Origin of the sequence: Muriicola sp. E247 (assembly GCF_041358175.1) — a bacterium.
GTDB lineage: Bacteria > Bacteroidota > Bacteroidia > Flavobacteriales > Flavobacteriaceae > Muriicola.
Genome location: NZ_JBGKBE010000001.1, coordinates 149613 through 174439, shown reverse-complemented (window position 1 = coordinate 174439; position 24827 = coordinate 149613). Strand labels below are relative to the sequence as shown.

The following is a 24827-nucleotide window of genomic DNA, read 5'->3' as shown; positions in this document are numbered from 1 at the left end:
TGCGCAAATCCTGAAAAGTTGAGTGATGTAAATCGTAAATGGGTCTATCTGATTGTTCTTTCCATAATATGGGGAACGTCGTATATCCTTATAAAGAAGGGACTGGAAGGATTTACGCCAATACAACTAGGTTCGGTTCGTATTGTGATTACTTCTGTAGTTCTTCTGACTGTTGGATATAAATCCCTGAGGAATATCTCAGGGAAAGAATGGTTTTGGGTAGCCCTCTCGGGGCTCTTTGGAAGCTTTATACCTGTTTTTCTTTTTTCCTATGCTGAAACTGAGATTGATAGTAGTATTGCATCCATCCTGAATTCCCTGGTGCCTCTTTTTACTATTCTTATTGGCTTCTTTGCCTTTCGAATTTCATTTACCAGAAATCAGCTGGCAGGTGTCCTAGTGGGGTTAATTGGGGCCATCCTACTCATTTATATGGGGTCTAATATAAATCCGGGTAAAAATTACTGGTATGCCGGACTTGTAGTACTTGCCACTATACTATATGCCTGCAATGCCAATATTATCAAAAGTAAGTTACAGGAAGTTTCTGCCATGGGTATTGCAGTAGGCAATTTTGCCTTTATGGTCATTCCTGCGATTGTCCTTATGATACTGTCAGGGGCACTAAGCAGTTCTGTAAGGGAAGGAGATTATTTTATTAGTTCCCTTGGGTATGTTATTGTGCTGAGTATTTTGGGAACCTGTGTTGCCAAAGTGATGTTTAACAGATTGATCCAGATTTCCTCTCCCGTTTTTTCTGTCTCCGTCACTTATTTGATCCCTGTTGTGGGGATTTTCTGGGGTTTACTAGACGGTGAGCGTTTTAGTATTTGGCAGGTAGTGGCATCGGGAATTATTCTGCTGGGCGTCTATTTAGTTAATAAAAAAAGAAACGCATCCCGTTCCTGAGATGCGTTTCACTGTTTAGATTGTCAATAATATTTATTCGAAATCTGCCTCTGTGACTGAAAAGTTGATAACGGCTTCAAGAAGCTTGGCTTCAATGGTCTGAGGTCCGAGATTACTGGTCCTCATTACCGGAAACTTTATCCCATCAAACTCCTGATAATCCGCTAATATACTTTCCTGATTCTGGGTTTGTCCATTCATGGAAGTTACGGAAGCTTCTTTCACCTTTAGTCCGGTTTCCATATCGTAAAAGTATGTAGATTGAACTACCTTGCCGGGAACTTCTATTTTGATTACTTCTTTCCCGTCCATCATTTCCGTTCCTCCTATTTTGGCATCGGGGTTGGCCGCAATCTTTTGTTCAGGGAAGATACCCATGGAATTCTTCATATCCTGCTGAAGATCCGGAGGGAGCGGCATTTTGTTGGCCCCCTGCTTCATATACAACTCATCCCCTTTGGCAATAACGCCCATCATTGGCGAATTGTTCATATAGGTGGTCTGAGAGTATTTATCTGCAGTTCTTTTCTCTTCGATCTTAATGGTAGCACCCATCGCACTCCCTTCGTAGACCAGCTTCAGCGATTCTATTGCGGCTATATTTTCCTTTCCGCCGATGGCTTCAAAATACTTATCGATAACCGATTGTACTGTAACGCCTTCAGGCACACTGGCTTCATAATTCGGTTTTTCGGCCTCATTGGCGTACTTATCGAAATATTTAATAGGTACTGATTTTCCATTGAAAGTGACCTTTTCCAGGTTTTCCAGTACTTCACTTCCTTTTCCTGCTACAACAACCCTTGCATTGTTAGCAGAGAAGTATTTTCTTGCTGCCGCCTGAACATCCTCTATTGTGATAGCATTGATCCTTTCCAGATACGTCTTGTAAAAGTCTTTAGGCAGATCTTCAGTTTCAATATTAAGGGCATATCTGGCAATAGTGGAAGGTCTTTCCAGTGCCATCACAAAGTTCCCTACATATTTTGCCTTGATGTTTTCTAATTCCTTGGCAGATACGGGCTCTTTGGCAATCTTGTCAATCTCTTTCAGTAATTCAACCACCGAACTGTCAGTCACCATATTTCTAACACTGGCTGAGGCACTGAACCTGGAAGGAACGTATTTATTATCACCTATACGTGAATATGAACCGTAGGTATACCCTTTGTCCTCTCTTAAATTGAGAAACAACCTGGCTTCGCCACCTCCTCCGAGGATCTGGTTGGCTACAATGGCAGGCAGATAATCAGCATCCTTCATCTTCAGGTCTACAAGATTCTGAACAGCGATTTCGGATTGTACGGCATTAGGGACATCCACAAAGTTGATCTGTGTATACTGCGCATCCATTGGCTTAGAAAAGGATAATGAAGGGGGTGAAGCCTTTGTCCAGGGCGTAAAAGCCTCGGTGACAAGTTCCTTTACTTCCTCGAAGTTCACATCCCCGATAACTACTAAATACGCATTGGCAGGTACAAAGTAATTCTCATAAAATCGATTGACATCTAACAGACTTACATTGTTAACCGTTTCCTCTGTAGTGAATTCCCCGTAAGGATGAGCTGTACCATAAGCCAGTGCCCTTTGCACTCTTCCTGCGATAGCAGAGACATCTTTTTCCTCGGTTTTAAGTCCGGTAATGAGCTTATCCTTTTCTTTATCAAATTCCTCCTGAGTAAAATTAGGATTAATAGCGGCATCTGCCATCAACTCAAGTATCCTTGGAAAATACTTGGAGAGGGAGCTGGCAGAGGCACTTTGTGAACCAAAACTTATTCGCGCCCCAAGAAAATCGACTTCCTCGTTAAATTCGTCCTTTGGGATGGAAGTAGATCCGTTCCCAAGGAGAGCTCCAGTTAAACTGGAGACCCCGGCTTTGTCGCCTTCCAGGATAGGGGGGTTGTCCAGGGTGAGCTGTATGGAGACCCTTGGTAATTTATGATTTTCCACTACCAGGACTTTCAATCCATTGGCGAGTTCAAATCTCTGTGGGTCGTCCAGGTTGATCTCCGGAGCAGGTCCGGGTTCCGGCATCTTGGAACGGTCTATCTGCGCCTGTACTGATACCGTTATAAATGCAAATATCAGAGTATAAAATAATTTTTTCATCTTTCTAGTTGTCTGTTTTGTCTTTGGGTAAATAATCGATCACTACACGTTGATTGGGTTGGAGATACTTTTCTGCAACTTCCCTGATTTCCTCACGGGTGATTGATCTGAAGATTTCAATCTCTTTGTTGATCAGGTTGGTGTCACCGTATAACATGTATGAAGTTGCCAGTGTACCGGCAATTCCTTCAACGCTTGAATTGGAATTGACAAACCTGTTCTCAAATTTATTCTGAAGTTTTTGGTAATCCTTCTCAGAGATCAGTTCTGTCCTCACCTTTGCCACTTCTTCTTCCATTTCTGCGGCCAGAATTTCCAGAGGGGTCTCACCTACCGGAAGAGCAAAAACAAGGTACATCCCGTAATCTTCCTGCCCAATGTTAAATGCTCCTACCTGCAAAGCCTGTTTCTGATCGTCGACGATCTTTTTATACAGCTTGGAACTTTTTCCGTCACTCAGGTATGTAGAGATCATATCCAGTACATAGGCATCCCTTTCTGCAAATCCGGGGGTGCGATAAGCGACCATTACGGCAGGGATCTGGATATTCGCATCGTAAGCAGTTGCTTTAACTTCTTCGGTGATAGGTTCCTCCTTGGGATAGCTTCTTTCAATATCTTCTCCTCTGGGGATAGGCCCGAAGTAATCGGATATCATTTTCTTGGTTGCAGGAACGTCAATGTCCCCGGCTACCACAAGTACTGCATTGTTAGGAACATAATACTTCTTGTTATAAGCGATAACATCTTCAAGAGTGGCTGCATCCAGATCTTCCATATAGCCTATATTCGGATCCTTGTAGGGGTGTACTTTAAACAGGTTTTCGCCTAGTACAGGCAAGAGTTGTCCGTAAGGGGAGTTGTCATATCGAAGTCTTTTTTCTTCCTTAACCACTTCTTGCTGGGTGTCGATCCCTTCCTGGTTGATGATAGGATGAAGCATTCTTTCAGATTCCATCCACAAACCTAGTTTCAGGTTGTTACTTGGGAAAACCTCGTAATAATAAGTCCGGTCCTGAGAGGTATTGGCGTTGTTCCTGCCTCCGTTCGAAGAAACGATCTCAAACCATTTCCCTCTCTCGATATTTTTAGTTCCTTCAAAAAGAAGGTGTTCAAATAAATGGGCAAAACCGGTCCGCCCTTCTGTTCTGTCTTTCCCGCCAACGTGGTACATTACCGATGTGGTAACAACAGGGGCAGTATTGTCCTGATGAAGGATAACGTGCAAGCCATTATCCAGGTCGTACTCCTCAAAAACCACTTCCTGGGCTCCGGCTGTCAGAACCATAAAAAGCAGGGCCACGAAGGGTACTGAAAATTTTCTTTTTCTCATGTGTTTTGTAATTAAATTAAATGAAGTAAGTCTATTGATGAAATTTTAGATGAGAGTAATAAGAACCTCAACTTTTACTTTCGTAAATATAAAAATTCCCATAGCTTTAACAAGAATTAACAGCGATATTAACGATAATTTCATACTTTGAGAGCATCACATTAACCAAAAAACCTATGATGAAAATTGCACTTCCTATTCGCTTCGGAATAGCCGCCAGCGGAAGCCTTATTGCATATTTCCTGATACTGTCGCTTGTAGATCTGCATACAAATGTATTCTACAGTTTATTCAATGGAGTAATAACCGGTTTCGCTATCTATGAAGCGATCAAATATTTCAGGATTCAGGAAAAGGAAAAATTCACCTATGGAACAGGTTTTAAAGCTGGACTCATAACCGGCTTTGTAGCTACCCTGATCTTTACTGTATTTTTTGCAATTTACTCTACGGAAATAGATCCCGAATTTCTTGAACATTTGTCATCACAATGGTTTAGCAGGTTTGAAAGTTTTGAGGCAATAGTTTTCTTTACTGTGGCCATCATGGGATTTGCTACCACTATTGTCCTTACCCTGTCATTTATGCAATTGTTTAAGTCTTCAAGAAACACCTAGGAAGGATAACCCTTTTTTTGTGTTCAAAACCCTTGTGATTTATCAATTTAGCAGTATATTTGCACCCTCCTAAAAAGATTCCATGGGGTGGTATTCTGTCTGATGGATCAAATTAGGTTAATCATTTAATTAAACGCTATGTATGCAATTGTAGAAATAGCAGGGCAGCAATTTAAGGTTGCGAAAGACCAGAAGGTTTACGTTCACCGTTTAAAAGAAGAAGAAGGAAAGAAGGTTTCTTTCCACAATGTTCTTCTCCTTGAAGATGGTAAAAACGTAACTGTTGGCGCCCCGGCTATAGACGGCGCTGCTGTAGAGGCAAAAGTCGTGAAGCACCTTAAGGGTGACAAAGTTATCGTCTTTAAGAAGAAAAGGCGAAAAGGGTATCAGAAGAAAAACGGACATCGTCAGTTTCTCACTGAAATCCAAATTGAAGGTATTATTGCCAAGGGTGCTAAAAAGGTAGAGGCCAAGAAAGAGGCTGCTCCCAAAAAAGAAACTCCGAAGGCTAAAAAGGAAACTGCTCCGAAAGCTGCAGCTCCTAAGGCTAAAAAGGAGGCGCCGAAGGCTAAAGAAACTAAAAAGGAAGCTCCAGCCAAGAAAGCTGCTCCAAAAGCAAGTGCTGATCTGAGCAAGAACACGGTTGCAGAGCTAAAAGCAATGGCAAAAGCAAAAGGCCTTGAGGGATATTCTTCCATGAAGAAGGCAGAACTCATAGCTGCATTAAGTAAATAATAAAGGAGATCACTCCGCTAAACTTATAGAATTATGGCACATAAAAAAGGTGTAGGTAGTTCCAAAAACGGAAGAGAATCAGAGTCGAAACGACTCGGAGTTAAGATCTTTGGTGGCCAGGCTGCTACTGCCGGAAATATTATTGTAAGACAAAGAGGAACCAAGCATAATCCCGGTGAGAATGTTTACGCAGGGAAAGATCATACCCTGCATGCCAGGGTGGATGGCCTGGTAAAATTTGAGAAAAAGGCCGGAGGCAAATCTTATGTTTCCATCGAGCCTTTTGAAGCTTAGATGATTTAAACAGAATAAAAAAAAGCTCTTGATTTCTCAAGAGCTTTTTTTATGCTGAAAACTACCAGCCGATTAATATCTGTAATAGTCCGGCTTGTAGGGTCCGTTCTGAGGCACTCCTATATAATCTGCCTGTTCCTTGTCTAGTTCCGTAAGCTCAGCCCCTAGTCGGGCTAAGTGTAATTTGGCTACCTTCTCATCCAGATGTTTCGGAAGCATATAGACTTTGTTTTCGTACTTAGCACTGTATTTCCATAGCTCTATTTGTGCCAGTGTCTGATTGGTAAAGGAATTGCTCATCACAAAACTCGGATGCCCGGTAGCACAACCCAGATTGACCAATCGGCCTTCCGCTAGTACAATGATGTCTTTCCCGTCTATTGTATACTTATCTACCTGTGGTTTAATCTCGTCCTTTGTGTTTCCGTATTGAGAATTCAACCAGGCCATATCGATTTCATTGTCGAAATGACCAATATTGCAGAGAATAGCCTTGTCCCTCATGGCCCTGAAATGCTCCTCCCTGATAATATCTTTATTTCCGGTAGCCGTTACTATGATATCCGCCGTTTTTATCACCGACTCTAACTTTTTAACTTCATACCCATCCATACATGCCTGCAGGGCACAAATAGGATCGATTTCCGTAACAGTAACAATAGAGCCTGCCCCTCTGAACGAGGCTGCGGTTCCTTTCCCAACATCCCCATAGCCTGCTACCACTACTTTTTTCCCGGCTAACATGGTATCCGTTGCTCTTCTAACTGCATCTACAGCACTTTCTTTGCATCCGTATTTATTGTCGAATTTCGATTTGGTAACGGAGTCGTTTACATTAATGGCTGGCATAGGAAGTGTTCCATTTTTCATCCGTTCGTATAAACGATGTACCCCTGTGGTGGTTTCTTCAGACAGGCCTTTGATTCCTGGAGCTAATTCGGGATACGTATCCAGTACCATATTTGTCAGATCTCCTCCGTCATCCAGAATCATGTTCAGCGGTTTCCGGTCCTCCCCAAAGAAAAGAGTCTGTTCTATACACCAGTCGAATTCTTCCTCATTCATCCCTTTCCAGGCGTAGACAGGAATACCGGTTGCGGCTATAGCTGCTGCTGCCTGATCCTGAGTGGAGAAGATATTACAGGAGCTCCAGGTAACTTCTGCTCCAAGAGCAACAAGTGTTTCGATCAAAACGGCGGTCTGAATCGTCATATGAAGACATCCGGCTATCCTTGCCCCTTTCAGAGGTTGCTCTTTTTTGTATTCTTCCCTAAGCGACATAAGTCCGGGCATTTCTGCCTCCGCCAGTTCTATTTCCTTTCGCCCCCATTCAGCCAGGGAAAGGTCTTTAACTTTGTATGGCACATACGGCACAGTTTTAATGCTCATCTCTTTTTTTATTTTTACTTTCGTTAGCACGCGGTTTCCCGCTTTTTTTTGGACCTCAAAGATAGTGATAACTTAAAAACTCCCATGCCCCTTTACAAAACAATAACAATAAATCCCGGGATTCGAATACATATCTGGAAGATATCAGAAAAGGAAGATGCACTGGCTGAGGGGATCACTTTAACGCCTCATTGTAATGAACGATACCGGGGAATGAAGTCGGAACTTCATCGCAGGGGTTTTCTGAGCATCAGGCATCTGATGGCTGAAGAAGGGTATACCGATCAGGATTTGTACTACGACGATCTCGGAAAACCACATTTAAAGGATGGATCATTTATTTCCATAACCCATTCCTATCAATTCACTGGAATAATCATCAGTAATGACATACCTGTAGGTATTGATATCGAGAAACAAAGGGAAAAGATCCTGAAAATTGCCCATAAGTTTACCCCTATTGAAGAATACGGTTCCTTTTCGGACCCTCACGGCCTGATGAGAAAACTAACGGTGGTCTGGGGGGCTAAGGAATCCCTCTACAAAATCAATTCAACTATCGGACTCAGTTTCCTTAAAAACATAGATATCGAAGATTTTGAAATGGATAGTGGGATGACCACCGGATTGATACGCCTCAATGGTACCTCTTTCTTTTTTAAGGTCCGTTTTCTTGAATTTGAAGGATTTACGTGTGCCTATGCCATGCAGATAAAGTCTGAGGGATCAGAAGAATATTTAATCCAAAAACAATAAAGAAAGTCGATGAATATTTCAGTTGAACTTACCCTTAGTCCGCTACAGGATCAGTTTGAAGAGCCTGTTATAGCTTTTATAAAATCGCTCAGGGCGTCAGACTTGCGGGTAATTGAAAATCCACTGAGCACACAAGTATACGGACCCTATGATCAGGTGATGAATCTAATCCAAACCCATTTAAAAGAAGTCTTTGAGACGCTCGACAATGGTTTACTGTTTATGAAAATTGTAAAAACAGATCGCAGCGAGTATGAACCACATTTCTGATTTTTTCCTCGATCCGTACATGGGTAGGGAACCTTACCTGATTGTACTTGAAGCGATTGCTTTTTTTTTCGGGATTGCCAGTGTTGTCTATGCTAAAAAAGAGAATATCCTGGTATATCCAACCGGTCTGGTGGCTACCGTAATTACCGTCTATCTTTTTTATGTCGATGCGCTTTTCGGGGACATGATGATGAATTTTTACTATTCTGTTATGAGCATATACGGCTGGTGGAATTGGGCCAGGGTGAAAGGTAATGAAAGAGTAGTCCACATTACCAGGACCAATACCAGGGAAAAATTAATAGGTTTCGGGCTATTTCTGATGACCATGGGTGTTACATATGGGGTCTACAGGGGATTCGGCACCCTGCTTGAAGGCGCTAATTACATCGATATCTTTACTTCGGGCGTATTCTTTACCGCCATGTGGTACATGGCGAATAAAAAACTGGAGAACTGGACCCTCTGGATTTTCGCAGATATTATTACCGTTCCCTTATATGCTTATAGAGGATGGGGTATGCTTTCTCTTCAATATCTTATCTTTACCATCCTGGCCGTTCAAGGTTATTTAGCATGGAAGAAAGACTTAAACAAATCCCTTCAGACGTTGTAAAAATCGTATTGTTTGGCCCCGAATCCACTGGTAAGACTACCCTTTCACAGCAATTAGCCTCCTATTACAATACGCTCTGGGTTCCGGAATATGCCAGGGAATACCTGCAGAATAAATGGGACAGGGAACATAAAACATGTGAACCACATGACCTTCTTCCTATTGCTGAGGGACAAATACGATTGGAAAATGAGTATACTAAAAAAGTAAAGGATCTGTTGATTTGCGATACCGATCTGCTTGAAACAAAAGTTTACTCAGAGGCGTATTACCTGGGCTATACAGATCCAATTCTCGAAAAATATGCCCTTGAAAATCAATATGATTTGTATCTTCTAACCTACATTGATACTCCCTGGGTTAAAGATGATCTCAGAGACAAACCGGATGAAAGAGAGAAGATGTATTTATACTTTAAGGATACCCTTGAGAAGTACAACAGAAATTTTGTTATTTTAAAAGGGGAACCAGAGAAGAGACTTAAGATAGCCATAGAGCACATAGACCAAATATTAGCGAATGATTGAATTTACTCAAAGGGATATAAGGCAGTTAGAGGAAAAAGGAATCAGCAGGAAAACGGTAGAAGCCCAGATACGGACCTTTGTGGAAGGCATCCCTTTTATCAACCTCCATGGTCCTGCTGTTGTAGGGGATGGCATATTAAAAACCGATGCGAAACAGGATAAAAGATTGGTGGAGAAATTCGAAAGTTCACAGTCCAAGCTCTCCCTGCTGAAGTTTGTTCCTGCCTCCGGGGCAGCATCCAGGATGTTTAAGTCGCTTTTCAACTTTCTCGACACTTACAAACCTGATAAAGAGCGTTTCTCTTCATATGTGGACCGAAAAGAACAAAAGGAAATAGGGGAGTTTTTTGAGCGAGCCACTGAACTTCCATTTTATGAAATGGTTTTAAAGCGCATTGGGCAAAAGAATCTATCTGAGGATAGCTCGAAATACGCCTTCGTAAAAGAATTGTTGAGTGAGGAAGGATTAAATTATGGATTTTACCCCAAGGGCTTACTGCCTTTTCACAAATACAAAGACCATCTGGTGACTCCTTTTGAAGAGCATCTTTTAGAAGCTGCCTACTATGCCAGGTCTAAGGACAAAGCCTTTCTCCATTTTACTATTTCAGAACAACACCAGACTCTTTTTAACACTGAACTAAAGAAGGTGGGAAAACGGGCGTCTGAACGGACAGACACCAATTTTATAGTAGACTACTCTTATCAGAGTCAGGCTACAGATACCATTGCCGTCACCCCCGATAATCAGCCTTTCAGGAATGAGGATAATTCTGTGCTGTTCAGACCGGGGGGGCACGGAGCATTAATCCAAAACCTCGATCAGCAGGATGCGGATATTATCTTTATTAAAAATATCGACAATGTAGTTACGCGCGACAAATGCGATGAGATAGCAAGATCGAAAAAAGTACTGGCCGGCGTACTTCTTGAACTGCAGGAGCAGATTTTTAATTTTTCAAACATCCTTGAGGAGCAGACCATGGACGGGAATACACTGGATGAAGTAAAATCATTTCTTGAAAACGATCTCAATGTGCGCTTTTCTGAAAATTTCTCGGGATTTACCCTGGGTCAGCAGATAGAGATCCTGAAGGATAAGCTCAACAGACCTATACGCGTTTGTGGGATGGTAAAGAATGAGGGTGAACCCGGAGGTGGTCCGTACTGGGTTAAGGACAGAAATGGAAATATAAGTTTGCAAATCGTTGAATCTGCCCAGGTCGATCTCAGCCATGAACAGCAGACGGCTATCTTTAAAAAAGCAACACATTTTAATCCTGTTGATCTTGTTTGCGGAGTAAAGGATTTTAAAGGGAATAAGTTTAACCTCATGAATTACGTGGATGAGAAGCAGGGGTTTATCACCCGGAAAACAAAAGAGGGAAAAGAACTCAAGGCACTTGAACTTCCAGGACTATGGAATGGCGCTATGGCTTACTGGAATACTATTTTTGTAGAAGTACCATCCTCTACCTTTAATCCGGTGAAAACCGTGAACGACCTACTAAAACCTGCGCATCAGGTAAATTAAGAAAGGATCCCCTTTTATTTTAGTATTATTCCGAATCGAGTACTTATCTTTGTCTTATCTCAAAGGGGTGCCTGTGGAGTTTTTCTTCCCTGAGGAACAAAACAGGCTGAGAGTATACCCAATGAACCTGGGCGGGTAATGCCGCCAAGGGATCCGGATTTTTATAAAAAAAGTTCCGGACTTGAGAAAGAATCAGACCCATGTTCGACTCTTTCCAAATGGGTATCAAATAGTTTCAGAAATTATTAATTGAATAATTACCCCTTTTATTCATAAAGCAAAATGAATGAAAAGAGGAATTATTTTTTCAGTAATCATCGGAACTCTGGGAATGGCCTTTGGTCAGGAGCAGGCGAAAGACACCACCCTGGCCAAAGAAATTATCCTGGATGAGGTATTGGTTTCATCCGTAAGGGTAACCAAAGAATCACCCGTAACCTTCTCTAATATTACCAAGGCAGAATTAGCACCCAGGAACCTGGGTCAGGACATTCCTATTCTTTTGAATTTTCTTCCTTCTGTTGTAACTACTTCCGATGCGGGAGCAGGAGTGGGATATACCGGTATAAGGGTAAGGGGGAGCGATGCCACACGGGTGAATGTTACTATTAATGGTATTCCGTATAACGATTCAGAGTCTCACGGTACTTTCTGGGTGAATTTGCCCGATTTTGCCTCATCTACCGAAGACCTGCAGTTACAACGAGGTGTTGGAACTTCTACTAACGGCGCCGGCGCCTTTGGAGCTAGCCTCAACCTGCTTACAGATGCCGTATCTGAAGAAGGATACGCACAACTGGCTACCTCCTATGGGAGTTTTAATACCATGAGGAATAATGTAAAGTTTTCCACAGGCTTGCTCAATGAGGCCTTTGAATTTTCAGGCCGACTCTCGAGGATCATTTCTGATGGGTACATAGACAGAGCTTCTTCTGCCCTTGATTCCTATTTTCTGCAAGGTGCCTTCAGGGACGGGAATACACTTGTAAAGGCCTTACTTTTCGGCGGGCATGAAATTACCTATCAGGCTTATTTTGGTATAGATGCCCAAACCCTGGCCACGGATCGTAGATTTAATCCAGCAGGACAATATACTGATGAGAATGGAGAGACCAGGTTTTATGAAAACGAAGTAGACAATTATAAACAAGACCATGCTCAACTCCACTGGAATCAGAATCTGGGGCAGGGCTGGAATTCAAGTTTAGCCTTTCATTATACCAGAGGGAGAGGATATTTTGAGCAGTACAGGGAAGATGATGATTTTGACACCTATGGCTACGATGCCATTACTGTTAATGGAGAAACTATAACTGAAACCGACTTGGTGAGGAGGAGGTGGCTCGACAATGATTTCTATGGCACGGGGTTTTCGCTGAATAAGGATTTTGAAAAAACAAAGTTTATCCTTGGAGGAGGATATAACCTGTATGAAGGAGACCATTTTGGGGAGGTAATTTGGGCCCGTTTTGCACCAGAAGCCGATATCAGGGATCGGTATTATGACGATAATTCAAGAAAAACTGATTTTAATGTGTTTGCAAAGGTGAATCATAAATGGAATGACAGATGGAGCTTTTACGGGGATCTGCAGTTGCGCTCCGTTGCGTATCAAGCCAATGGGAATGAAACCGGACTTGTAGACGACACTTTTAATTTCTTCAATCCGAAAGCCGGACTGACTTACGATCTGGATACGAATAACAATTTTTACTTTTCCTGGGCTGTGGCTAACCGCGAACCAAACCGAAATGACTATGAAAATGGCAACCCAAAACCGGAACGCCTCAATGATCTGGAGCTTGGCTGGAGGTTGGTCACTCCTGATATTCAGATCAATACAAATCTCTTTTATATGAGATATAAAGATCAGTTAGTTCTAACAGGGGAATTAAATGATGTAGGGGCACCGCTAAGGGCAAATATTGGTGATAGTTACCGCCTCGGTTTGGAGATTGATGCGGCACTGAAGCTCGGAAAATCCTTTTTATGGCAACCCAACCTGGCCTTGAGCACAAATAAAAATATAGACTATGTCTTTCAAAGAGATGGAATTTTGGAGGAATTGGGAAATACAAATATCTCCTATTCCCCGGGGTTGGTCATTGGAAACCGGATTGCTTATCAGCCAAGTTCAGAATTTACACTTGCCTTGCTAACCAAATATGTTGGGAAGCAGTACATGGGAAATATTGATGCCGATTCATCGGTGCTGGAAGCGTATTCCCAAACCGACTTTAATGTGTCGTATGAGATCAAACCACGGGCTTTGCTGAAAAGGATAGTCTTGTCGGCCCTGGTAAATAATATCTTTGATGCCAAGTACGTGTCTAACGGTTATTTTTTCACATTTGATGACGATTTTAGCAATCCCGGAACCACTACAACAATAGAAGGTGCAGGGTTTTATCCCCAGGCCGGGATCAATGCACTTATAGGGATACAAATGGAGTTTTAAGGGTTCGTTAAACGGGTTGTTGGATACAGCGGAGGTCAGTTGCTGATCACTATAATATTTCCACTTTGGGATGCCTGGTATTCCAGCATATTGTAATATCTCTTCCCGTCATCAGGTATGGAGAATTGTTGCCCGGTAAAAAGACTGTATTCAAATCCCTCACAGCTGCATATCGCTGTCTGTCCGTTTAGTTCTGTGGTAGAGCAGGGACTTGGGGAATGATTGGGGCAGCTGGCTTCAAAGACCCTGTAGGTGAATCCGGTATTCATCACAAAAACTCCCCGGATTCCAACTCCCTGTGCTCCAATATAAACGGCATTACCGGCGTTGGTAAGCGGACTGTAAAGCGGGAGATTGAGGTTGATCTCAAACCGGAATCCTATTTCCTGTAAATAAGGATTTCTTTGTCCCTGGTCATTATTACAAGCGAGCAGGAAAATGAACAAAAAGAGGAATCGAACAGATCTCATAGGTCTTCCGTGAATTGGATGATACTGCAAAATTCATCAAAAAATCTGTATCTTTGGCCATAATCCTCTCTAAAATACACCCACAACCGGGTGGAAGATGCAGGGGATTTTCTATTTATAAAATGAAGACGATATGAGTAATGTGTCTTATTACACCGCGGAAGGACTAAAGAAATTGAAGGAAGAACTCAATCATTTAAGGGATATAGAACGCCCTAAAGCCTCGCAGGCGATAGCAGATGCAAGGGATAAAGGGGATTTATCTGAAAATGCTGAATACGACGCTGCCAAGGAAGCGCAGGGTCACCTCGAATTGAAAATAGCTAAACTGGAAGAAACATTGGCCAATGCCCGCCTCATTGATGAATCCCAATTGGATACTTCCAAAGTATTGGTATTATCTACAGTTAAACTCCGCAATAAGCAAAATAGGATGGAGATGAAATATACCCTTGTGGCCGAAAGCGAAGCAGACCTAAAGTCGGGAAAGATATCTGTGACTTCACCTATCGGGAAGGGGCTACTGGGGAAACAAGTAGGAGATACAGCTGAGATCAGCGTCCCTAATGGGACATTGAAATTTGAAATATTGGAGATCACCAGGAACTGAGGAAGAAAAATATTTATCTTTACTCCTGTCATTTCTATGGCAGGATTTTTTTTTCATTAATACTCTAACTATGCCAAGCATTTTCACCAAAATCATCTCAGGCGAAATTCCCAGTTACAAAATTGCCGAAGACGAGAATTATTTTGCTTTTCTTGACATCAATCCCAACGCAGTGGGGCACACCCTTTGTGTTCCTAAGAAAGAGGTTGATAGATTATTCGATCTGGATGAAGAGACCTATGCAGGCCTGATGAAATTCGCAAGGAAAATAGGTATCGCCCTGGAAGCAGCTATTCCCTGTAAGCGTGTAGGTATGACGGTAATTGGCCTTGAGGTCCCTCATGTTCATGTACACCTCATCCCCCTGCAGAAGATGGCTAATGCCACTTTTCAGGAAAAAGTTAGCCTGACAAAGGATGAATTTGAAGAAGTAGCTAAAAAAATCAGAGCACATCTTTAAACATTCCGGTGGAGTACATATACACCAGAGCAACCGATACTGCGAATAGGAGAAAAATTAGCCAAAGGCTTAGTTTGGTGAGTCGTGTCCTCCTCGGTTCAGGGACAACCATTTTTTGAAAATACTCAAAACTTCGCTCAATATCCTGCGTCCACGATACGGGGTAAATGACAGAGCCGCAGGTGAGACAGCGTATTTCCTGACTTACTTCAGCGGTGGTTCTGTTATAAAACCGACTTATAATATGCTTTTGAAAAAAGGTTAGTTTCAGCTCCTGGTTAAAGCATTCAGGGCAATTGTTGGTCAGATCTGCTTCTTTGATGATATCCAGTTGTTCTTTAGCCATAACTATGAATTTATCAGTAAAGATATTTGCATAACAGTTCCCTGCTTGCTTGAGGTAAGTACCTTTATTTTTCCTTTGTGGTATTCTTCAACAATACGTTTTACCAGAGAGAGTCCGAGGCCCCATCCCCTTTTTTTGGAAGTTACACCAGGCTCAAAAATGGTCTGAAAACTACTTTTTGGGATTCCCTGTCCAGTATCTGAGATCAGAATATTTACGTATTTGCCATCCGGGATGATTTCAAGTGAAATGGAACCCTTGCCCTTCATGGCGTCAATACCATTTTTTACCAGATTTTCTATAGTCCAGTTATATAGGGCACTGTTAAGCATAATAGGCAGGGATTCAACCCTTGAGTTAAATGAATACCGAATGAGGCGCGAACTTCTCATTTGCAGATATTCAAAAGCCTTTTTTGTTTCCTCCACAATATCGAGAAGTTCTAACTTGGGGAGTGATCCAATATTGGAAAACCTTTCCGTTATGGTTTGTAGACGATCAATATCTTTCTCAATTTCTTCGGTTATTGCATTATTAAGGTCCTCGTTCTTAAGGAGCTCGTTCCAGCCCAGGAGGGAAGTCAGGGGGGTACTGATCTGGTGTGCCGTTTCTTTGGCCATCCCGGCCCATAATTTATTCTGTTCTGAGGCTTTGTTGGTTTTAAAGAAAAAGAAGATTACCGCTCCAAAAAGCAGGATAATCAAAAGGAGCGCAATAGGATAGTACTTTAATTTGTTGAGCACTTCCGAATTGCCGTAATACAAGGTAGCCAGGGTCTCTCCGTCGTATGTAATGGCAATAGGGTTATTTTCGCTTTTAAACTTTGCGATTTTCTGCTGAAGTTCCAAAGAATCAGACTCCATTTCCACGGGCATATTATTGGTTTTAACAGAGCCATCCCTGTTGACAAGGATCATTGGAGTTGACGTATTATTCTGAAATATTTTAACGTGCAGATTACCCAGATCACGATCCTCCGAAGATTGAAGTAATTCTGATTGTGCGGTGGCCCAGATCTCCATTTTATAACGTTCTTCCTCCTTGAATTTCTTAAAAAAACTATTGGTATTCCACAGAATAAGGCTTACGATAACAAATGATGCTATCAGCAGAAAGAAATTGGAGAATTTGTTTTTTGGATTAAATGCCATCCTTTAGAAACGTGCATTAAAGATAACTTAATTTGATGTCAAATGTTGTATCAGAGAAGCCTGTCTCGCATAAAAATTGCCTACAATTTATGTACCTTTGCCATCTATGTCGGAAATGGTAAGCCTGAGCCCTTCAAAACTTCCTGTGCCTGAACTACACAGCTATTTATTAGGTGCTGTAGGGCCCAGACCTATTGCGTTTGCCAGTACCGTAGACGAGGAAGGGAGGCCAAATTTATCGCCCTTTAGTTTTTTTAATGTCTTTAGTGCTAATCCGCCCGTACTCATATTTTCCCCGGCCAGAAGGGTACGTGACAATACCACTAAACACACGCTGGAAAATGTGTTGAAAACAAAGGAGGTTGTTATTAATGTAGTGGATTTCAACATGGTACAGCAAATGTCCCTGGCCAGTACTGAATACGAAGAAGGGGAGAATGAGTTTGTCAAAGCCGGACTAACCATGGTATCCTCTGAGGAAGTGAAACCTTTCAGGGTTGGGGAATCTCCTGTGCAGTTTGAATGTCGGGTGATAAAAGTTGAACCTCTTGGAGAGGGAGGTGGTGCAGGCAACCTCATTTTTGCCGAGGTTGTAAGATTCCATATTAAAAAAAATATCCTCGATACAGATGGGGGAATCGACCAGCATAAGATCGATCAGGTTGCCCGAATGGGGGGGAACTGGTATACCCGCGCAAATATGGGTATGTTTGAAGTCCCAAAACCCATTCGCTCCAAGGGAATGGGGATTGACAAACTCCCCGATCACATCAGGAATAGTAATGTTCTAAGTGGGAATGACCTTGGTATGCTGGGAAATGTGGAAGCGATGCCTTCAGAACAGGAGATAGAAGAATTTATAGAGGAGAATCCTCAGATCAGGGATTTAATAAAACAAAATAAGGGTGAACTCATCCACAAAAAAGCAAAGGAATTTTTAATGAAGAATGAAGTGTCTTCCGCCTGGAAGGTACTCATGTTAACACAATAGTTATGGAAATACAAGGAAAGGTAAAAATGATTGATGAAACCAAAACCTACGGGTCTAATGGTTTCAGGAAAAGGGAATTGGTAGTAACAACTGAAGAGCAATATCCACAACACCTTATGATAGAGTTTGTACAGGATAAAACCGATTTATTAAACGCTTTTAAAGAAGGAGACCTGGTAAAGGTGAGCATTAACCTGAGGGGAAGAGAATGGGTAAATCCACAAGGGGAAACCAAATATTTTAACTCCATCCAGGGATGGCGAATTGAAAAAGTAAGTGCTGAATCCGATTCACAGGAAATTCCTCCTGTTCCACCAATGGATGCCTTTGAGCCTGCAAATGAGCTTAATGAAGAAGACCACGACGATCTGCCCTTTTAAATAAGAGTGCAATTCTACCCGGTAATTTTTTATACCCTGAGTATCGTTGAAGAATAAGAACAGGCCGATTACATTTCTTGACGACAGGCTGATCTTTCCTCCTGTTGAGATGGCTAACCCGGAAGGATTGTTGGCCGTTGGCGGGGATCTTATGCCTGAACGGCTTATCCTGGCATACAGAAACGGGATTTTTCCCTGGTTCAATGAGGATTCCCTTATCCTTTGGTGGTGCCCCGATCCGAGGATGGTCTTATTCCCTTCAAAGGTCAGGATCTCCAAAAGCATGCGAAATACTTTAAACAGGGGCCATTTCAAAATTACAAAAGACAAGGCGTTTGAAAAGGTAATACAAGAGTGTTCCAATGCTCCGAGACCAGGGCAGCAGGGAACGTGGATAACACAAAAAATGATCGATGCCTATGTTCAATTGTTTAAACAAGGCATTGCCCATTCCTATGAAGTCTGGCAGGGAGAAAAACTTGTAGGGGGTTTGTACGGATTAGACCTTGGTCATGTCTTTTGTGGTGAAAGCATGTTCAGTAAAGAAAATAATGCCTCAAAAGTTGCCCTTATCCATATGTGCAGGGAGATGGAAAAAGAAAACTACTCTTTGATAGATTGCCAGTTGCACACCCCTCATCTTGAAAGCCTGGGGGCAGAATTGATGCCCAGAGCGGATTACCTCTCCATTTTAAAGAGAGAAAATAAGGGAAGAATTTAAAAACAATACCGGTTGGGTATTTCTTGTGTAGTTCTCAAGCCTGTATTCAAGTCCGGCCTGAAGCTGCACTGTGTCTTCCAGTAACCAGCCCAAAGCAGCTGTAAAACGCTGGTCGTATTGTGCGCCCCTACCACTTGCTACACTGAGGAGGGCTTCGGTATTCAGAATGAGGTAGGCTTCATTAATATCCACTTTTTCACCTTCCAGAGGAAAATCAAGAGTAAACCTATACCTGAAACGATGTACTGTGACATCCGGAAAAAAACGTTGCTCTGTACGCCAGCGGTGTCCGTATCTCACTACCATAGGACGCGTAGTTGTATTTAGTTGCTGGGTTAGTCTTAATTCATTGGTCCGGGTATTATCAAAAAGTTTGCGAAACCGGTACATGAGCCCAGCTCCAAAACTTGTATTCACCCCCGTCTTAAAATTGGAGAAATGTGAAATATCAAAGTTTCTTCCCTCCAGCCTAAATTTATCCTCCCGATAGATGAAATTCCTGCTACTTAAGGTGAAATTCTGAGAATAGGAGGTGGTGACATTATAATTGAGCGCAAGCTGTGGCTGAAGATAGGAAAGAAAGGATTCCTGAGACGAAACCGACTCAGCACTCAGTATAAAAACAAGAATAAAAAGAATTCTAATACAGGATGTGGTCATAATTTGGAGGTAGCGACTTTCGTCGGGAGATAAAGGCGCCGTCAGAATTAAAGAGGTATTCGTATTCTTCACGACCCGCATCAGTCTTACAGAAAACAACCATTTCATAGTTGATATAGGGGAGGATAAGATTCTGGAAGGCATCCTTGATCACTTTTTCCATTTTTTGCTTTTCTGTTACTGGGTATTGTTGTTGCAGTCTCCGGATTTTAAAATTTATACAGTTCCCCTTGAGATAATCTGAAACTGATGAGAATACGTCTGTCGGGATATCTACTTCTTTAATCAGTACTTCAATGTCTTCCAACTCGCCTTCCGAATTAAATTCAATACTGTAATGCAGTCGGTCTTTTTTAAATTTAGCTTCAAAGCTTATGGTTGCGCTATCTATCTCCTTGTAGAATCGGAGTCGGCGGGAATCTTTAATCTGATCCTCTATTTGTTCCAGGGCATTTTGCGGAAATTGGGATTTCCTGATCCTGAATTCCCTTTCGTACTTTGCCTGGGCAAAAGCTGGGGAAAAACATAGAAAAGATAGGGCCAGTAATAGAATACTATATTTCATCATATCGGAAACAACTGCTAATGTGATCATTAACCATGCCTGTAGCCTGCATATGGGCGTATATCACGGTACTCCCAACAAATTTATATCCTCTGGCCTTCATATCTGCACTAATGGTATCTGAGAGGGAGGTCTTTGCCGGAATTTGTGATTGATCATCATAGCTATTTTTTAAAGGGGAATGATTGACAAATCCCCAGATATATTTGCTGAACGAACCAAACTCCTTTTGCGTATTGAGAAAGGCTCTGGCATTGCTAACGGTGGCGTGGATTTTTAGTTTATTACGGATGATACCCGCATCCTGGAGTAGGGAGTCTATTTTTTGCTGATTGTAATTCGCAATTTTATGGTAGTCAAAATCATCGAAGGCCTTTCGGAAGTTCTCTCTTTTATTCAGTACTGTGATCCAGCTGAGTCCCGCCTGAAAAGTCTCCAAAATCAGGAACTCGAATAATTTGGCATCATCTTTTACAGGCACACCCCATTCCTCATCATGGTATTTGATGTAGCGTTCGCTACCCAGGCACCATCCACATCGTACTTTGGTCATAGTGAAATACTTTATTCTTAAAGATAAAGGGAAAATTTAAAAGTATTACACGAAGATCATTGATATAGTGCATTCTTATAGTTACCTGAATTATGAAGTATATAAAGAACCGGCCTGCCATTCCCTCTATAGTAAAAGGATGGCAGAACCGGTATCAGAGAACAAACACTTATTTTGTTAACTCCCCAGCCGTTAGAGCATCTTCTAAATACGCATCGACGGTTTTGAAATTTCTGAAGAATTTTCTCCCATCCGTCCTTTTAAGGGTCACCCTGGTATCTCCTTCATCTGTATAGGCGTAATCTACCACTTCAACTTCTTTTCCGTAAACGGATTTAAGGTTGGCAATTCCTCCCCTTTTAATGATAAAGTTTTTTCTGGGAAAAAGCACGTATCGATATTGATCTGCGACGGGCTCATTGATAGTAAATACAGTTCCTTTTTCAATAGAAGTTTGTTGTGTTTGCTGTGCTTGTAGCGCTAGACCTCCCCCTAGGAAGCATAACACTATAAATAATAGTCGTCTCATGGTTATTAGTTTTGTTGTTCCCTCAAAAATAAAGAAGATTAGCTTATTTGTCAAGTAATACTATTGTTAAAAAACAGTTAAACTATTAGTATATGATAGTATTACTATTAAATTTGCTCTCGTTAAATGAAGTTTTATGAAACGTTTGTTGCAGACCATCAAGATAGAAGTGAACCGCAAAACATACGTTAAAGACCCCGAATCGTCTGATTTGGGCAAGCGTATTGTGGAGCACAGTATTCTTATGATCCATGAAATAGGTTTCGATTCTTTTACCTTCAAAAAACTGGGATCCAGCATCGGTTCTAATGAGAGTTCCATCTATAGATACTTTGAAAACAAGCACAAATTGTTGCTTTACCTAACTTCCTGGTATTGGGGCTGGCAGGAGTACCAGTTTGTTTTTGCAACCAATAGTATCGCCGATCCTTCAGAAAAATTACGCAAGGCAATTGAAGTTATAAGTAAACCCGTAGTGCTCGATGATTCCTTTACCCATATCAATGAAGTGCTTCTTAATGATATTATTATAAACGAATATTCCAAATCGTACTTAACTAAGGAAGTTGATACAGAGAACAAGGAAGGTTATTTTGAGATTTATAAAAGAATGGTTCTTAGGATCAGTGAGATGATCCAGGGGGTGGATCCCAACTATCCATATCCCTCAAGCCTTGCCAGCACGGTTTTGGAAGGATCGCTCCACCAGTATTTTCTAACACAACATTTTCCATCCCTGACCAATTGCAATAAAAAGGTAACACCAACACACTATTTTACACATTTGGTTTTTAATTCTCTTAACAAGTAATATATGGCAAAGACCGTTCTCACGGCCTGGCAGCGATTGCTGGGACTTTTGAAGTTGGATAAAAGGGACATTTTTCAGATTTTTTATTACGCTATTTTTGCAGGGCTGGTGAACTTATCGCTTCCCCTGGGGATACAGGCTATTATCAACCTGATACAAGGTGCCCAAATCAGCACTTCCTGGATCGTACTCGTCATTTTAGTGACCCTGGGGGTTGCTTTTGGTGGGATTTTACAGCTGATGCAGATCAGGATCATTGAAAACGTACAGCAAAAGATTTTTACAAGGTCTTCTTTTGAATTCGCCTACCGATTCCCCAAGATAAAACTGAGTGAACTCAGGAACCTCTATCCGCCGGAATTAGCCAATCGATTCTTTGATACACTTACCGTACAGAAAGGCCTTGCAAAAATACTGGTCGATTTTCCGGCAGCCTTACTTCAGATCATTTTTGGATTGATGCTGCTCTCTTTCTATCATCCTTTCTTTATTATCTATGGTTTTTTACTCCTCCTCCTGATCTACTTTGTATTTAAGTTCACAGCTCAGAAAGGACTAGAAACGAGTCTGGAAGAGTCTGAAAACAAATACAAAGTGGCCCATTGGTTACAGGAAGTTGCAAGATCTATCATCAGTTTTAAACTCTCTGGCAAAACCAGCCTCGCCATGGAAAAGAACGATGCGCTGGTGGAGAAATACCTGGAAGCACGCGAGGGTCATTTCCGTATCCTGGTGATCCAGTTTATCCAGATGATCGGATTTAAGGTGCTGGTCACGGTCGGACTTCTACTGATAGGTGGGATTCTTGTTCTCAACCAGGAAATGAATATCGGGCAATTTGTAGCCGCAGAAATCATCATCCTGTTGGTAATCAACAGTGTTGAAAAACTAATCCTTGGTCTGGAAACTTTTTATGACCTGCTCACCTCCCTTGAAAAATTAGGTCAGGTTGTGGATAAGGAGCTTGAACCTGTAAACGGAGAGCGCCCGTTTGGGGAAAAGGATTCCTTCGATGTGGAATTAAAGGAACTTCGGTATAATGTTCCTGGCACAAATAAGCCCATTATCGATGATTTATCCCTGATGATCACACCGGGATGTACGATCCTGATCAAAGGCCACAGTAGTTCGGGGAAATCTACCTTGCTAAGACTCATCGCAGGCATAGTAGAGCCCGATCAGGGAGCAATATATGTCAACAATGTTTCCTTGAAATCGATCTCCCTGAATTATTACAGATCCCATATAGGTCAGTCCCTTACAGAGGAAAGTCCGTTCGAAGGCAGCATCCTGGAAAATATCACCTTCGGAGACTTGTCAGTAACCGAAGAAGAAGTTTACTGGGCGCTCGAAAAGGCGGGTCTCACCGAATTTGTAAAAGAACAACCTATGGGGATCAGGACTATGCTCTATCCTGAGGGGCAGCAGATTCCCTATGTAATATCGAAAAAAATTGTGCTTGCCCGGAGTATTGTGCGTAAGCCAAGATTACTTATTCTAAAAGATCCTCTGGATCATTTTAACCCGGACGAGGCAGATCGGATTATCGATTTCTTAACCGACAGGTCTAATCCCTGGGCCCTTGTCGTGGTTAGTCAGAATGCCCGTTGGATGAAAAAATGTACGCGGATCATCACTATGAAGAATGGTAAAATAATTAATGAAAGCTAAAGGCTATGTTGAATATATCTCCAAACAGACTTAACAGGAAAGTCGATCTGATGAACTACAGATCGTCTCAGAAGGTATTTCATTCAAAGCATTACAAACATTTTAATCGTTTTTTGCTTGCCTTTACTATAATAGGATTTATTGTCCTTTTTCTCCCATGGACACAGACCATTTCGGGCAAAGGATACCTCACTACCCTCAATCCTGAACACAGACCTCAGACGATACAATCCCCTATTCCGGGCCGGATTGAAAAATGGTATGTTCAGGAAGGAGATTTTGTAAAAAAGGGTGATACCATCCTTTTTATCTCTGAGGTAAAAAGTGAGTATTTCGACCCAAATCTGATTTCCAGAACAGGGGATCAGATCAGGGCAAAATCCATGTCGGTTAGTTCATATCAGGAGAAGGTAAAGGCTCTGAATGCACAGATAGGCGCTCTGAAGAGAGAACGGCAGCTCAAGCTCGAGCAAGCCAGGAATAAGTTGTTACAGGCTAATTTAAAAGTGCAGAGTGACAGTATTGATCTGGAAGCAGCCAAAACCAATATTACCATCGCGCAAAGACAGTACGACCGGGTGGTGCAACTTCAGGATGAAGGGCTGAAAGCCATTACGGATGTAGAGGAGAAACGTCTCAAACTACAGGAGACGCAGGCGAAACTTATTTCACAGGAAAACACCTTGCTGGCTTCTAAGAATGAGATCATAAACGCCACCGTAGAGATCAACAGGATTGAAGCCGAATATACGGACAAGATTTCCAAGGCTCAGAGTGACATGTTTACCGCTCAGTCTAACCAGTTTGATTCCGAAGCCCAGGTGACTAAACTCGAAAATGAATTCACGAATTATGAGGTTCGAAGTCAGATGCAATACATCAGGGCGCCCCAAAGTGGATTTATCACTAAAGCAATCCAGGCCGGTATAGGGGAAACTTTTAAGGAAGGAGATAAACTGGTGGGAATTATGCCTTCAGAATACGCAATGGCTGTGGAAACATACGTAGAACCCCTAGACCTTCCCCTGATTCATATAGGGGAAAAGGTGAGAATTCAGTTCGATGGATGGCCTGCGATTATTTTTAGTGGTTGGCCTAATGTTTCTTACGGCACCTATGGAGGTAAAGTAGTGGCGATAGAAACCTTTATCAGCAGTAATGGTAAATATAGAGTCTTACTGGCTGCGGATCCTGAGGATCAGCCCTGGCCTAAGGATATCCGGGTAGGATCGGGTGCAAATACGTTGGCCCTGTTAGAAGATGTGCCTATCTGGTATGAACTCTGGAGACAACTCAATGGATTCCCTCCCAACTATTATCAGCCTGAAGAAGGAATGGCTCAAAATAATAAAAAGTAAG

Annotated in this window: 28 protein-coding genes and 1 riboswitch; of the genes, 18 read left to right on the top strand and 10 right to left on the bottom strand. The window is 42.0% G+C overall.

Features of this window, described 5'->3' with window-relative positions:
* The first annotated feature begins 18 nt into the window (after window positions 1–18).
* Complete coding sequence (locus tag ACA086_RS00785; RefSeq protein ID WP_371001315.1) at window positions 19–909, top strand: DMT family transporter; 891 nt, start codon at window positions 19–21, stop codon at window positions 907–909.
* Window positions 910–942: 33 nt separating this feature from the next.
* On the opposite strand, the gene ACA086_RS00780 is transcribed toward ACA086_RS00785, so the two are convergent.
* Window positions 943–3021: a M16 family metallopeptidase gene (locus ACA086_RS00780; RefSeq protein ID WP_371001314.1), complete on the bottom strand. Its 2079-nt coding sequence runs from the start codon at window positions 3019–3021 to the stop codon at window positions 943–945.
* A gap of 4 nt (window positions 3022–3025) precedes the next feature.
* Window positions 3026–4354 carry a M16 family metallopeptidase gene (locus tag ACA086_RS00775; protein WP_371001313.1) on the bottom strand — a complete coding sequence of 443 codons (1329 nt, stop codon included), beginning with the start codon at window positions 4352–4354 and terminating at the stop codon, window positions 3026–3028.
* 176 nt (window positions 4355–4530) lie between these two features.
* On the opposite strand from ACA086_RS00775, the gene ACA086_RS00770 reads away from it, so the two are divergent.
* The 3 genes from ACA086_RS00770 to rpmA all read left to right on the top strand — a co-directional run bounded on the left by ACA086_RS00770 (window position 4531) and on the right by rpmA (window position 6000).
* The gene (locus ACA086_RS00770; protein ID WP_369748174.1) at window positions 4531–4971 is read left to right on the top strand and encodes a DUF4199 domain-containing protein; all 441 of its coding nucleotides are present in this window, start codon (window positions 4531–4533) and stop codon (window positions 4969–4971) included.
* Between the two features lie 138 nt (window positions 4972–5109).
* Entirely contained in the window at window positions 5110–5706 is a 597-nt protein-coding gene (gene rplU, locus ACA086_RS00765) for a 50S ribosomal protein L21 (protein WP_371001312.1), read from the top strand.
* Between the two features lie 33 nt (window positions 5707–5739).
* Window positions 5740–6000, top strand: a complete 261-nt coding sequence (gene rpmA, locus ACA086_RS00760; protein WP_371001311.1) for a 50S ribosomal protein L27 — start codon at window positions 5740–5742, stop codon at window positions 5998–6000.
* 72 nt (window positions 6001–6072) lie between these two features.
* On the opposite strand, the gene ahcY is transcribed toward rpmA, so the two are convergent.
* Complete coding sequence (gene ahcY / locus ACA086_RS00755; protein WP_371001309.1) at window positions 6073–7389, bottom strand: adenosylhomocysteinase; 1317 nt, start codon at window positions 7387–7389, stop codon at window positions 6073–6075.
* Window positions 7390–7473: 84 nt separating this feature from the next.
* Here ahcY and ACA086_RS00750 point away from each other — a divergent pair, with 84 nt between their 5' ends.
* From ACA086_RS00750 to ACA086_RS00725, 6 genes are all read left to right on the top strand, one after another.
* The gene (locus ACA086_RS00750; RefSeq protein ID WP_371001308.1) at window positions 7474–8145 is read left to right on the top strand and encodes a 4'-phosphopantetheinyl transferase superfamily protein; all 672 of its coding nucleotides are present in this window, start codon (window positions 7474–7476) and stop codon (window positions 8143–8145) included.
* Window positions 8146–8154: 9 nt separating this feature from the next.
* The gene (locus ACA086_RS00745; RefSeq protein ID WP_371001307.1) at window positions 8155–8415 is read left to right on the top strand and encodes a thiamine-binding protein; all 261 of its coding nucleotides are present in this window, start codon (window positions 8155–8157) and stop codon (window positions 8413–8415) included.
* Window positions 8399–9031 (top strand): nicotinamide riboside transporter PnuC, encoded by a 633-nt coding sequence (pnuC, locus tag ACA086_RS00740; protein ID WP_371001306.1) that lies wholly within the window; start codon window positions 8399–8401, stop codon window positions 9029–9031. Before ACA086_RS00745 ends, pnuC begins: the two co-directional genes overlap by 17 nt.
* Window positions 8992–9558, top strand: a complete 567-nt coding sequence (locus ACA086_RS00735) for an AAA family ATPase (protein WP_369748182.1) — start codon at window positions 8992–8994, stop codon at window positions 9556–9558. Before pnuC ends, ACA086_RS00735 begins: the two co-directional genes overlap by 40 nt.
* Window positions 9551–11092 carry a DUF4301 family protein gene (locus tag ACA086_RS00730; protein ID WP_371001305.1) on the top strand — a complete coding sequence of 514 codons (1542 nt, stop codon included), beginning with the start codon at window positions 9551–9553 and terminating at the stop codon, window positions 11090–11092. The genes ACA086_RS00735 and ACA086_RS00730 overlap by 8 nt, the downstream gene beginning before the upstream one ends.
* 53 nt (window positions 11093–11145) lie before the next feature.
* Window positions 11146–11261, top strand: a riboswitch (TPP riboswitch).
* Window positions 11262–11378: 117 nt separating this feature from the next.
* Window positions 11379–13550, top strand: coding sequence for a TonB-dependent receptor (locus ACA086_RS00725; RefSeq protein ID WP_371001304.1), 2172 nt, complete (start codon window positions 11379–11381; stop codon window positions 13548–13550).
* Between the two features lie 35 nt (window positions 13551–13585).
* Here the strand turns inward: ACA086_RS00725 and ACA086_RS00720 are convergent, their stop codons facing one another.
* The gene (locus tag ACA086_RS00720; protein WP_371001303.1) at window positions 13586–14020 is read right to left on the bottom strand and encodes a hypothetical protein; all 435 of its coding nucleotides are present in this window, start codon (window positions 14018–14020) and stop codon (window positions 13586–13588) included.
* A 133-nt stretch (window positions 14021–14153) separates the two neighbouring features.
* Here ACA086_RS00720 and greA point away from each other — a divergent pair, with 133 nt between their 5' ends.
* Together greA and ACA086_RS00710 are read left to right on the top strand one after the other, a co-directional pair.
* Entirely contained in the window at window positions 14154–14630 is a 477-nt protein-coding gene (gene greA / locus ACA086_RS00715; protein WP_371001302.1) for a transcription elongation factor GreA, read from the top strand.
* A gap of 70 nt (window positions 14631–14700) precedes the next feature.
* On the top strand, window positions 14701–15090 hold the full coding sequence (locus ACA086_RS00710) for an HIT family protein (RefSeq protein WP_371001300.1): 390 nt from the start codon (window positions 14701–14703) through the stop codon (window positions 15088–15090).
* Here ACA086_RS00710 and ACA086_RS00705 read toward each other — a convergent pair.
* Together ACA086_RS00705 and ACA086_RS00700 are read right to left on the bottom strand one after the other, a co-directional pair.
* The gene (locus ACA086_RS00705) at window positions 15074–15436 is read right to left on the bottom strand and encodes a hypothetical protein (RefSeq protein ID WP_371001299.1); all 363 of its coding nucleotides are present in this window, start codon (window positions 15434–15436) and stop codon (window positions 15074–15076) included. The two genes, ACA086_RS00710 and ACA086_RS00705, sit on opposite strands and share 17 nt — an antisense overlap.
* A 2-nt stretch (window positions 15437–15438) precedes the next feature.
* Entirely contained in the window at window positions 15439–16587 is a 1149-nt protein-coding gene (locus ACA086_RS00700; RefSeq protein WP_371001298.1) for a PAS domain-containing sensor histidine kinase, read from the bottom strand.
* A 115-nt stretch (window positions 16588–16702) separates the two neighbouring features.
* Between ACA086_RS00700 and ACA086_RS00695 the strand changes: the two genes are divergently transcribed.
* The 3 genes from ACA086_RS00695 to aat all read left to right on the top strand — a co-directional run bounded on the left by ACA086_RS00695 (window position 16703) and on the right by aat (window position 18679).
* Window positions 16703–17578 carry a flavin reductase family protein gene (locus tag ACA086_RS00695; RefSeq protein ID WP_371001953.1) on the top strand — a complete coding sequence of 292 codons (876 nt, stop codon included), beginning with the start codon at window positions 16703–16705 and terminating at the stop codon, window positions 17576–17578.
* 2 nt (window positions 17579–17580) lie between these two features.
* Window positions 17581–17958, top strand: coding sequence for a DUF3127 domain-containing protein (locus ACA086_RS00690; protein ID WP_371001296.1), 378 nt, complete (start codon window positions 17581–17583; stop codon window positions 17956–17958).
* 67 nt (window positions 17959–18025) lie between these two features.
* Complete coding sequence (gene aat / locus ACA086_RS00685) at window positions 18026–18679, top strand: leucyl/phenylalanyl-tRNA--protein transferase (protein WP_371001952.1); 654 nt, start codon at window positions 18026–18028, stop codon at window positions 18677–18679.
* On the opposite strand, the gene ACA086_RS00680 is transcribed toward aat, so the two are convergent.
* From ACA086_RS00680 to ACA086_RS00665, 4 genes are all read right to left on the bottom strand, one after another.
* A complete protein-coding gene (locus tag ACA086_RS00680) occupies window positions 18650–19339 on the bottom strand; it encodes a DUF2490 domain-containing protein (protein WP_371001295.1) in 690 nt (229 codons plus the stop codon). The two genes, aat and ACA086_RS00680, sit on opposite strands and share 30 nt — an antisense overlap.
* The gene (locus ACA086_RS00675; RefSeq protein ID WP_371001294.1) at window positions 19320–19934 is read right to left on the bottom strand and encodes a hypothetical protein; all 615 of its coding nucleotides are present in this window, start codon (window positions 19932–19934) and stop codon (window positions 19320–19322) included. Before ACA086_RS00675 ends, ACA086_RS00680 begins: the two co-directional genes overlap by 20 nt.
* A complete protein-coding gene (locus ACA086_RS00670) occupies window positions 19894–20457 on the bottom strand; it encodes a DNA-3-methyladenine glycosylase I (RefSeq protein ID WP_371001292.1) in 564 nt (187 codons plus the stop codon). The genes ACA086_RS00675 and ACA086_RS00670 overlap by 41 nt, the downstream gene beginning before the upstream one ends.
* Before the next feature lie 169 nt (window positions 20458–20626).
* Window positions 20627–20986, bottom strand: a complete 360-nt coding sequence (locus tag ACA086_RS00665) for a hypothetical protein (RefSeq protein WP_371001290.1) — start codon at window positions 20984–20986, stop codon at window positions 20627–20629.
* Between the two features lie 136 nt (window positions 20987–21122).
* Between ACA086_RS00665 and ACA086_RS00660 the strand changes: the two genes are divergently transcribed.
* From ACA086_RS00660 to ACA086_RS00650, 3 genes are read left to right on the top strand one after another with little or no spacing between them, the layout of a single operon-like run.
* Window positions 21123–21797, top strand: a complete 675-nt coding sequence (locus ACA086_RS00660) for a TetR/AcrR family transcriptional regulator (RefSeq protein ID WP_371001289.1) — start codon at window positions 21123–21125, stop codon at window positions 21795–21797.
* Window positions 21798–21800: 3 nt separating this feature from the next.
* A complete protein-coding gene (locus ACA086_RS00655; protein WP_371001288.1) occupies window positions 21801–23468 on the top strand; it encodes a peptidase domain-containing ABC transporter in 1668 nt (555 codons plus the stop codon).
* A gap of 5 nt (window positions 23469–23473) precedes the next feature.
* Window positions 23474–24826 carry an HlyD family secretion protein gene (locus ACA086_RS00650; protein WP_371001287.1) on the top strand — a complete coding sequence of 451 codons (1353 nt, stop codon included), beginning with the start codon at window positions 23474–23476 and terminating at the stop codon, window positions 24824–24826.
* Window position 24827: the final 1 nt, after the last annotated feature.

Coding starts and splice junctions, on each gene's coding strand:
- ACA086_RS00780 (WP_371001314.1), bottom strand. CDS start 3,021: ATGAAAAAATTATTTTATACTCTGATATTTGCATTTATAACGGTATCA.
- ACA086_RS00775 (WP_371001313.1), bottom strand. CDS start 4,354: ATGAGAAAAAGAAAATTTTCAGTACCCTTCGTGGCCCTGCTTTTTATG.
- ACA086_RS00770 (WP_369748174.1), top strand. CDS start 4,531: ATGATGAAAATTGCACTTCCTATTCGCTTCGGAATAGCCGCCAGCGGA.
- rplU (WP_371001312.1), top strand. CDS start 5,110: ATGTATGCAATTGTAGAAATAGCAGGGCAGCAATTTAAGGTTGCGAAA.
- rpmA (WP_371001311.1), top strand. CDS start 5,740: ATGGCACATAAAAAAGGTGTAGGTAGTTCCAAAAACGGAAGAGAATCA.
- ahcY (WP_371001309.1), bottom strand. CDS start 7,389: ATGAGCATTAAAACTGTGCCGTATGTGCCATACAAAGTTAAAGACCTT.
- ACA086_RS00750 (WP_371001308.1), top strand. CDS start 7,474: ATGCCCCTTTACAAAACAATAACAATAAATCCCGGGATTCGAATACAT.
- ACA086_RS00745 (WP_371001307.1), top strand. CDS start 8,155: ATGAATATTTCAGTTGAACTTACCCTTAGTCCGCTACAGGATCAGTTT.
- pnuC (WP_371001306.1), top strand. CDS start 8,399: ATGAACCACATTTCTGATTTTTTCCTCGATCCGTACATGGGTAGGGAA.
- ACA086_RS00735 (WP_369748182.1), top strand. CDS start 8,992: ATGGAAGAAAGACTTAAACAAATCCCTTCAGACGTTGTAAAAATCGTA.
- ACA086_RS00730 (WP_371001305.1), top strand. CDS start 9,551: ATGATTGAATTTACTCAAAGGGATATAAGGCAGTTAGAGGAAAAAGGA.
- ACA086_RS00725 (WP_371001304.1), top strand. CDS start 11,379: ATGAAAAGAGGAATTATTTTTTCAGTAATCATCGGAACTCTGGGAATG.
- ACA086_RS00720 (WP_371001303.1), bottom strand. CDS start 14,020: ATGAGATCTGTTCGATTCCTCTTTTTGTTCATTTTCCTGCTCGCTTGT.
- greA (WP_371001302.1), top strand. CDS start 14,154: ATGAGTAATGTGTCTTATTACACCGCGGAAGGACTAAAGAAATTGAAG.
- ACA086_RS00710 (WP_371001300.1), top strand. CDS start 14,701: ATGCCAAGCATTTTCACCAAAATCATCTCAGGCGAAATTCCCAGTTAC.
- ACA086_RS00705 (WP_371001299.1), bottom strand. CDS start 15,436: ATGGCTAAAGAACAACTGGATATCATCAAAGAAGCAGATCTGACCAAC.
- ACA086_RS00700 (WP_371001298.1), bottom strand. CDS start 16,587: ATGGCATTTAATCCAAAAAACAAATTCTCCAATTTCTTTCTGCTGATA.
- ACA086_RS00695 (WP_371001953.1), top strand. CDS start 16,703: ATGGTAAGCCTGAGCCCTTCAAAACTTCCTGTGCCTGAACTACACAGC.
- ACA086_RS00690 (WP_371001296.1), top strand. CDS start 17,581: ATGGAAATACAAGGAAAGGTAAAAATGATTGATGAAACCAAAACCTAC.
- ACA086_RS00680 (WP_371001295.1), bottom strand. CDS start 19,339: ATGACCACATCCTGTATTAGAATTCTTTTTATTCTTGTTTTTATACTG.
- ACA086_RS00675 (WP_371001294.1), bottom strand. CDS start 19,934: ATGATCACATTAGCAGTTGTTTCCGATATGATGAAATATAGTATTCTA.
- ACA086_RS00670 (WP_371001292.1), bottom strand. CDS start 20,457: ATGACCAAAGTACGATGTGGATGGTGCCTGGGTAGCGAACGCTACATC.
- ACA086_RS00665 (WP_371001290.1), bottom strand. CDS start 20,986: ATGAGACGACTATTATTTATAGTGTTATGCTTCCTAGGGGGAGGTCTA.
- ACA086_RS00660 (WP_371001289.1), top strand. CDS start 21,123: ATGAAACGTTTGTTGCAGACCATCAAGATAGAAGTGAACCGCAAAACA.
- ACA086_RS00655 (WP_371001288.1), top strand. CDS start 21,801: ATGGCAAAGACCGTTCTCACGGCCTGGCAGCGATTGCTGGGACTTTTG.
- ACA086_RS00650 (WP_371001287.1), top strand. CDS start 23,474: ATGTTGAATATATCTCCAAACAGACTTAACAGGAAAGTCGATCTGATG.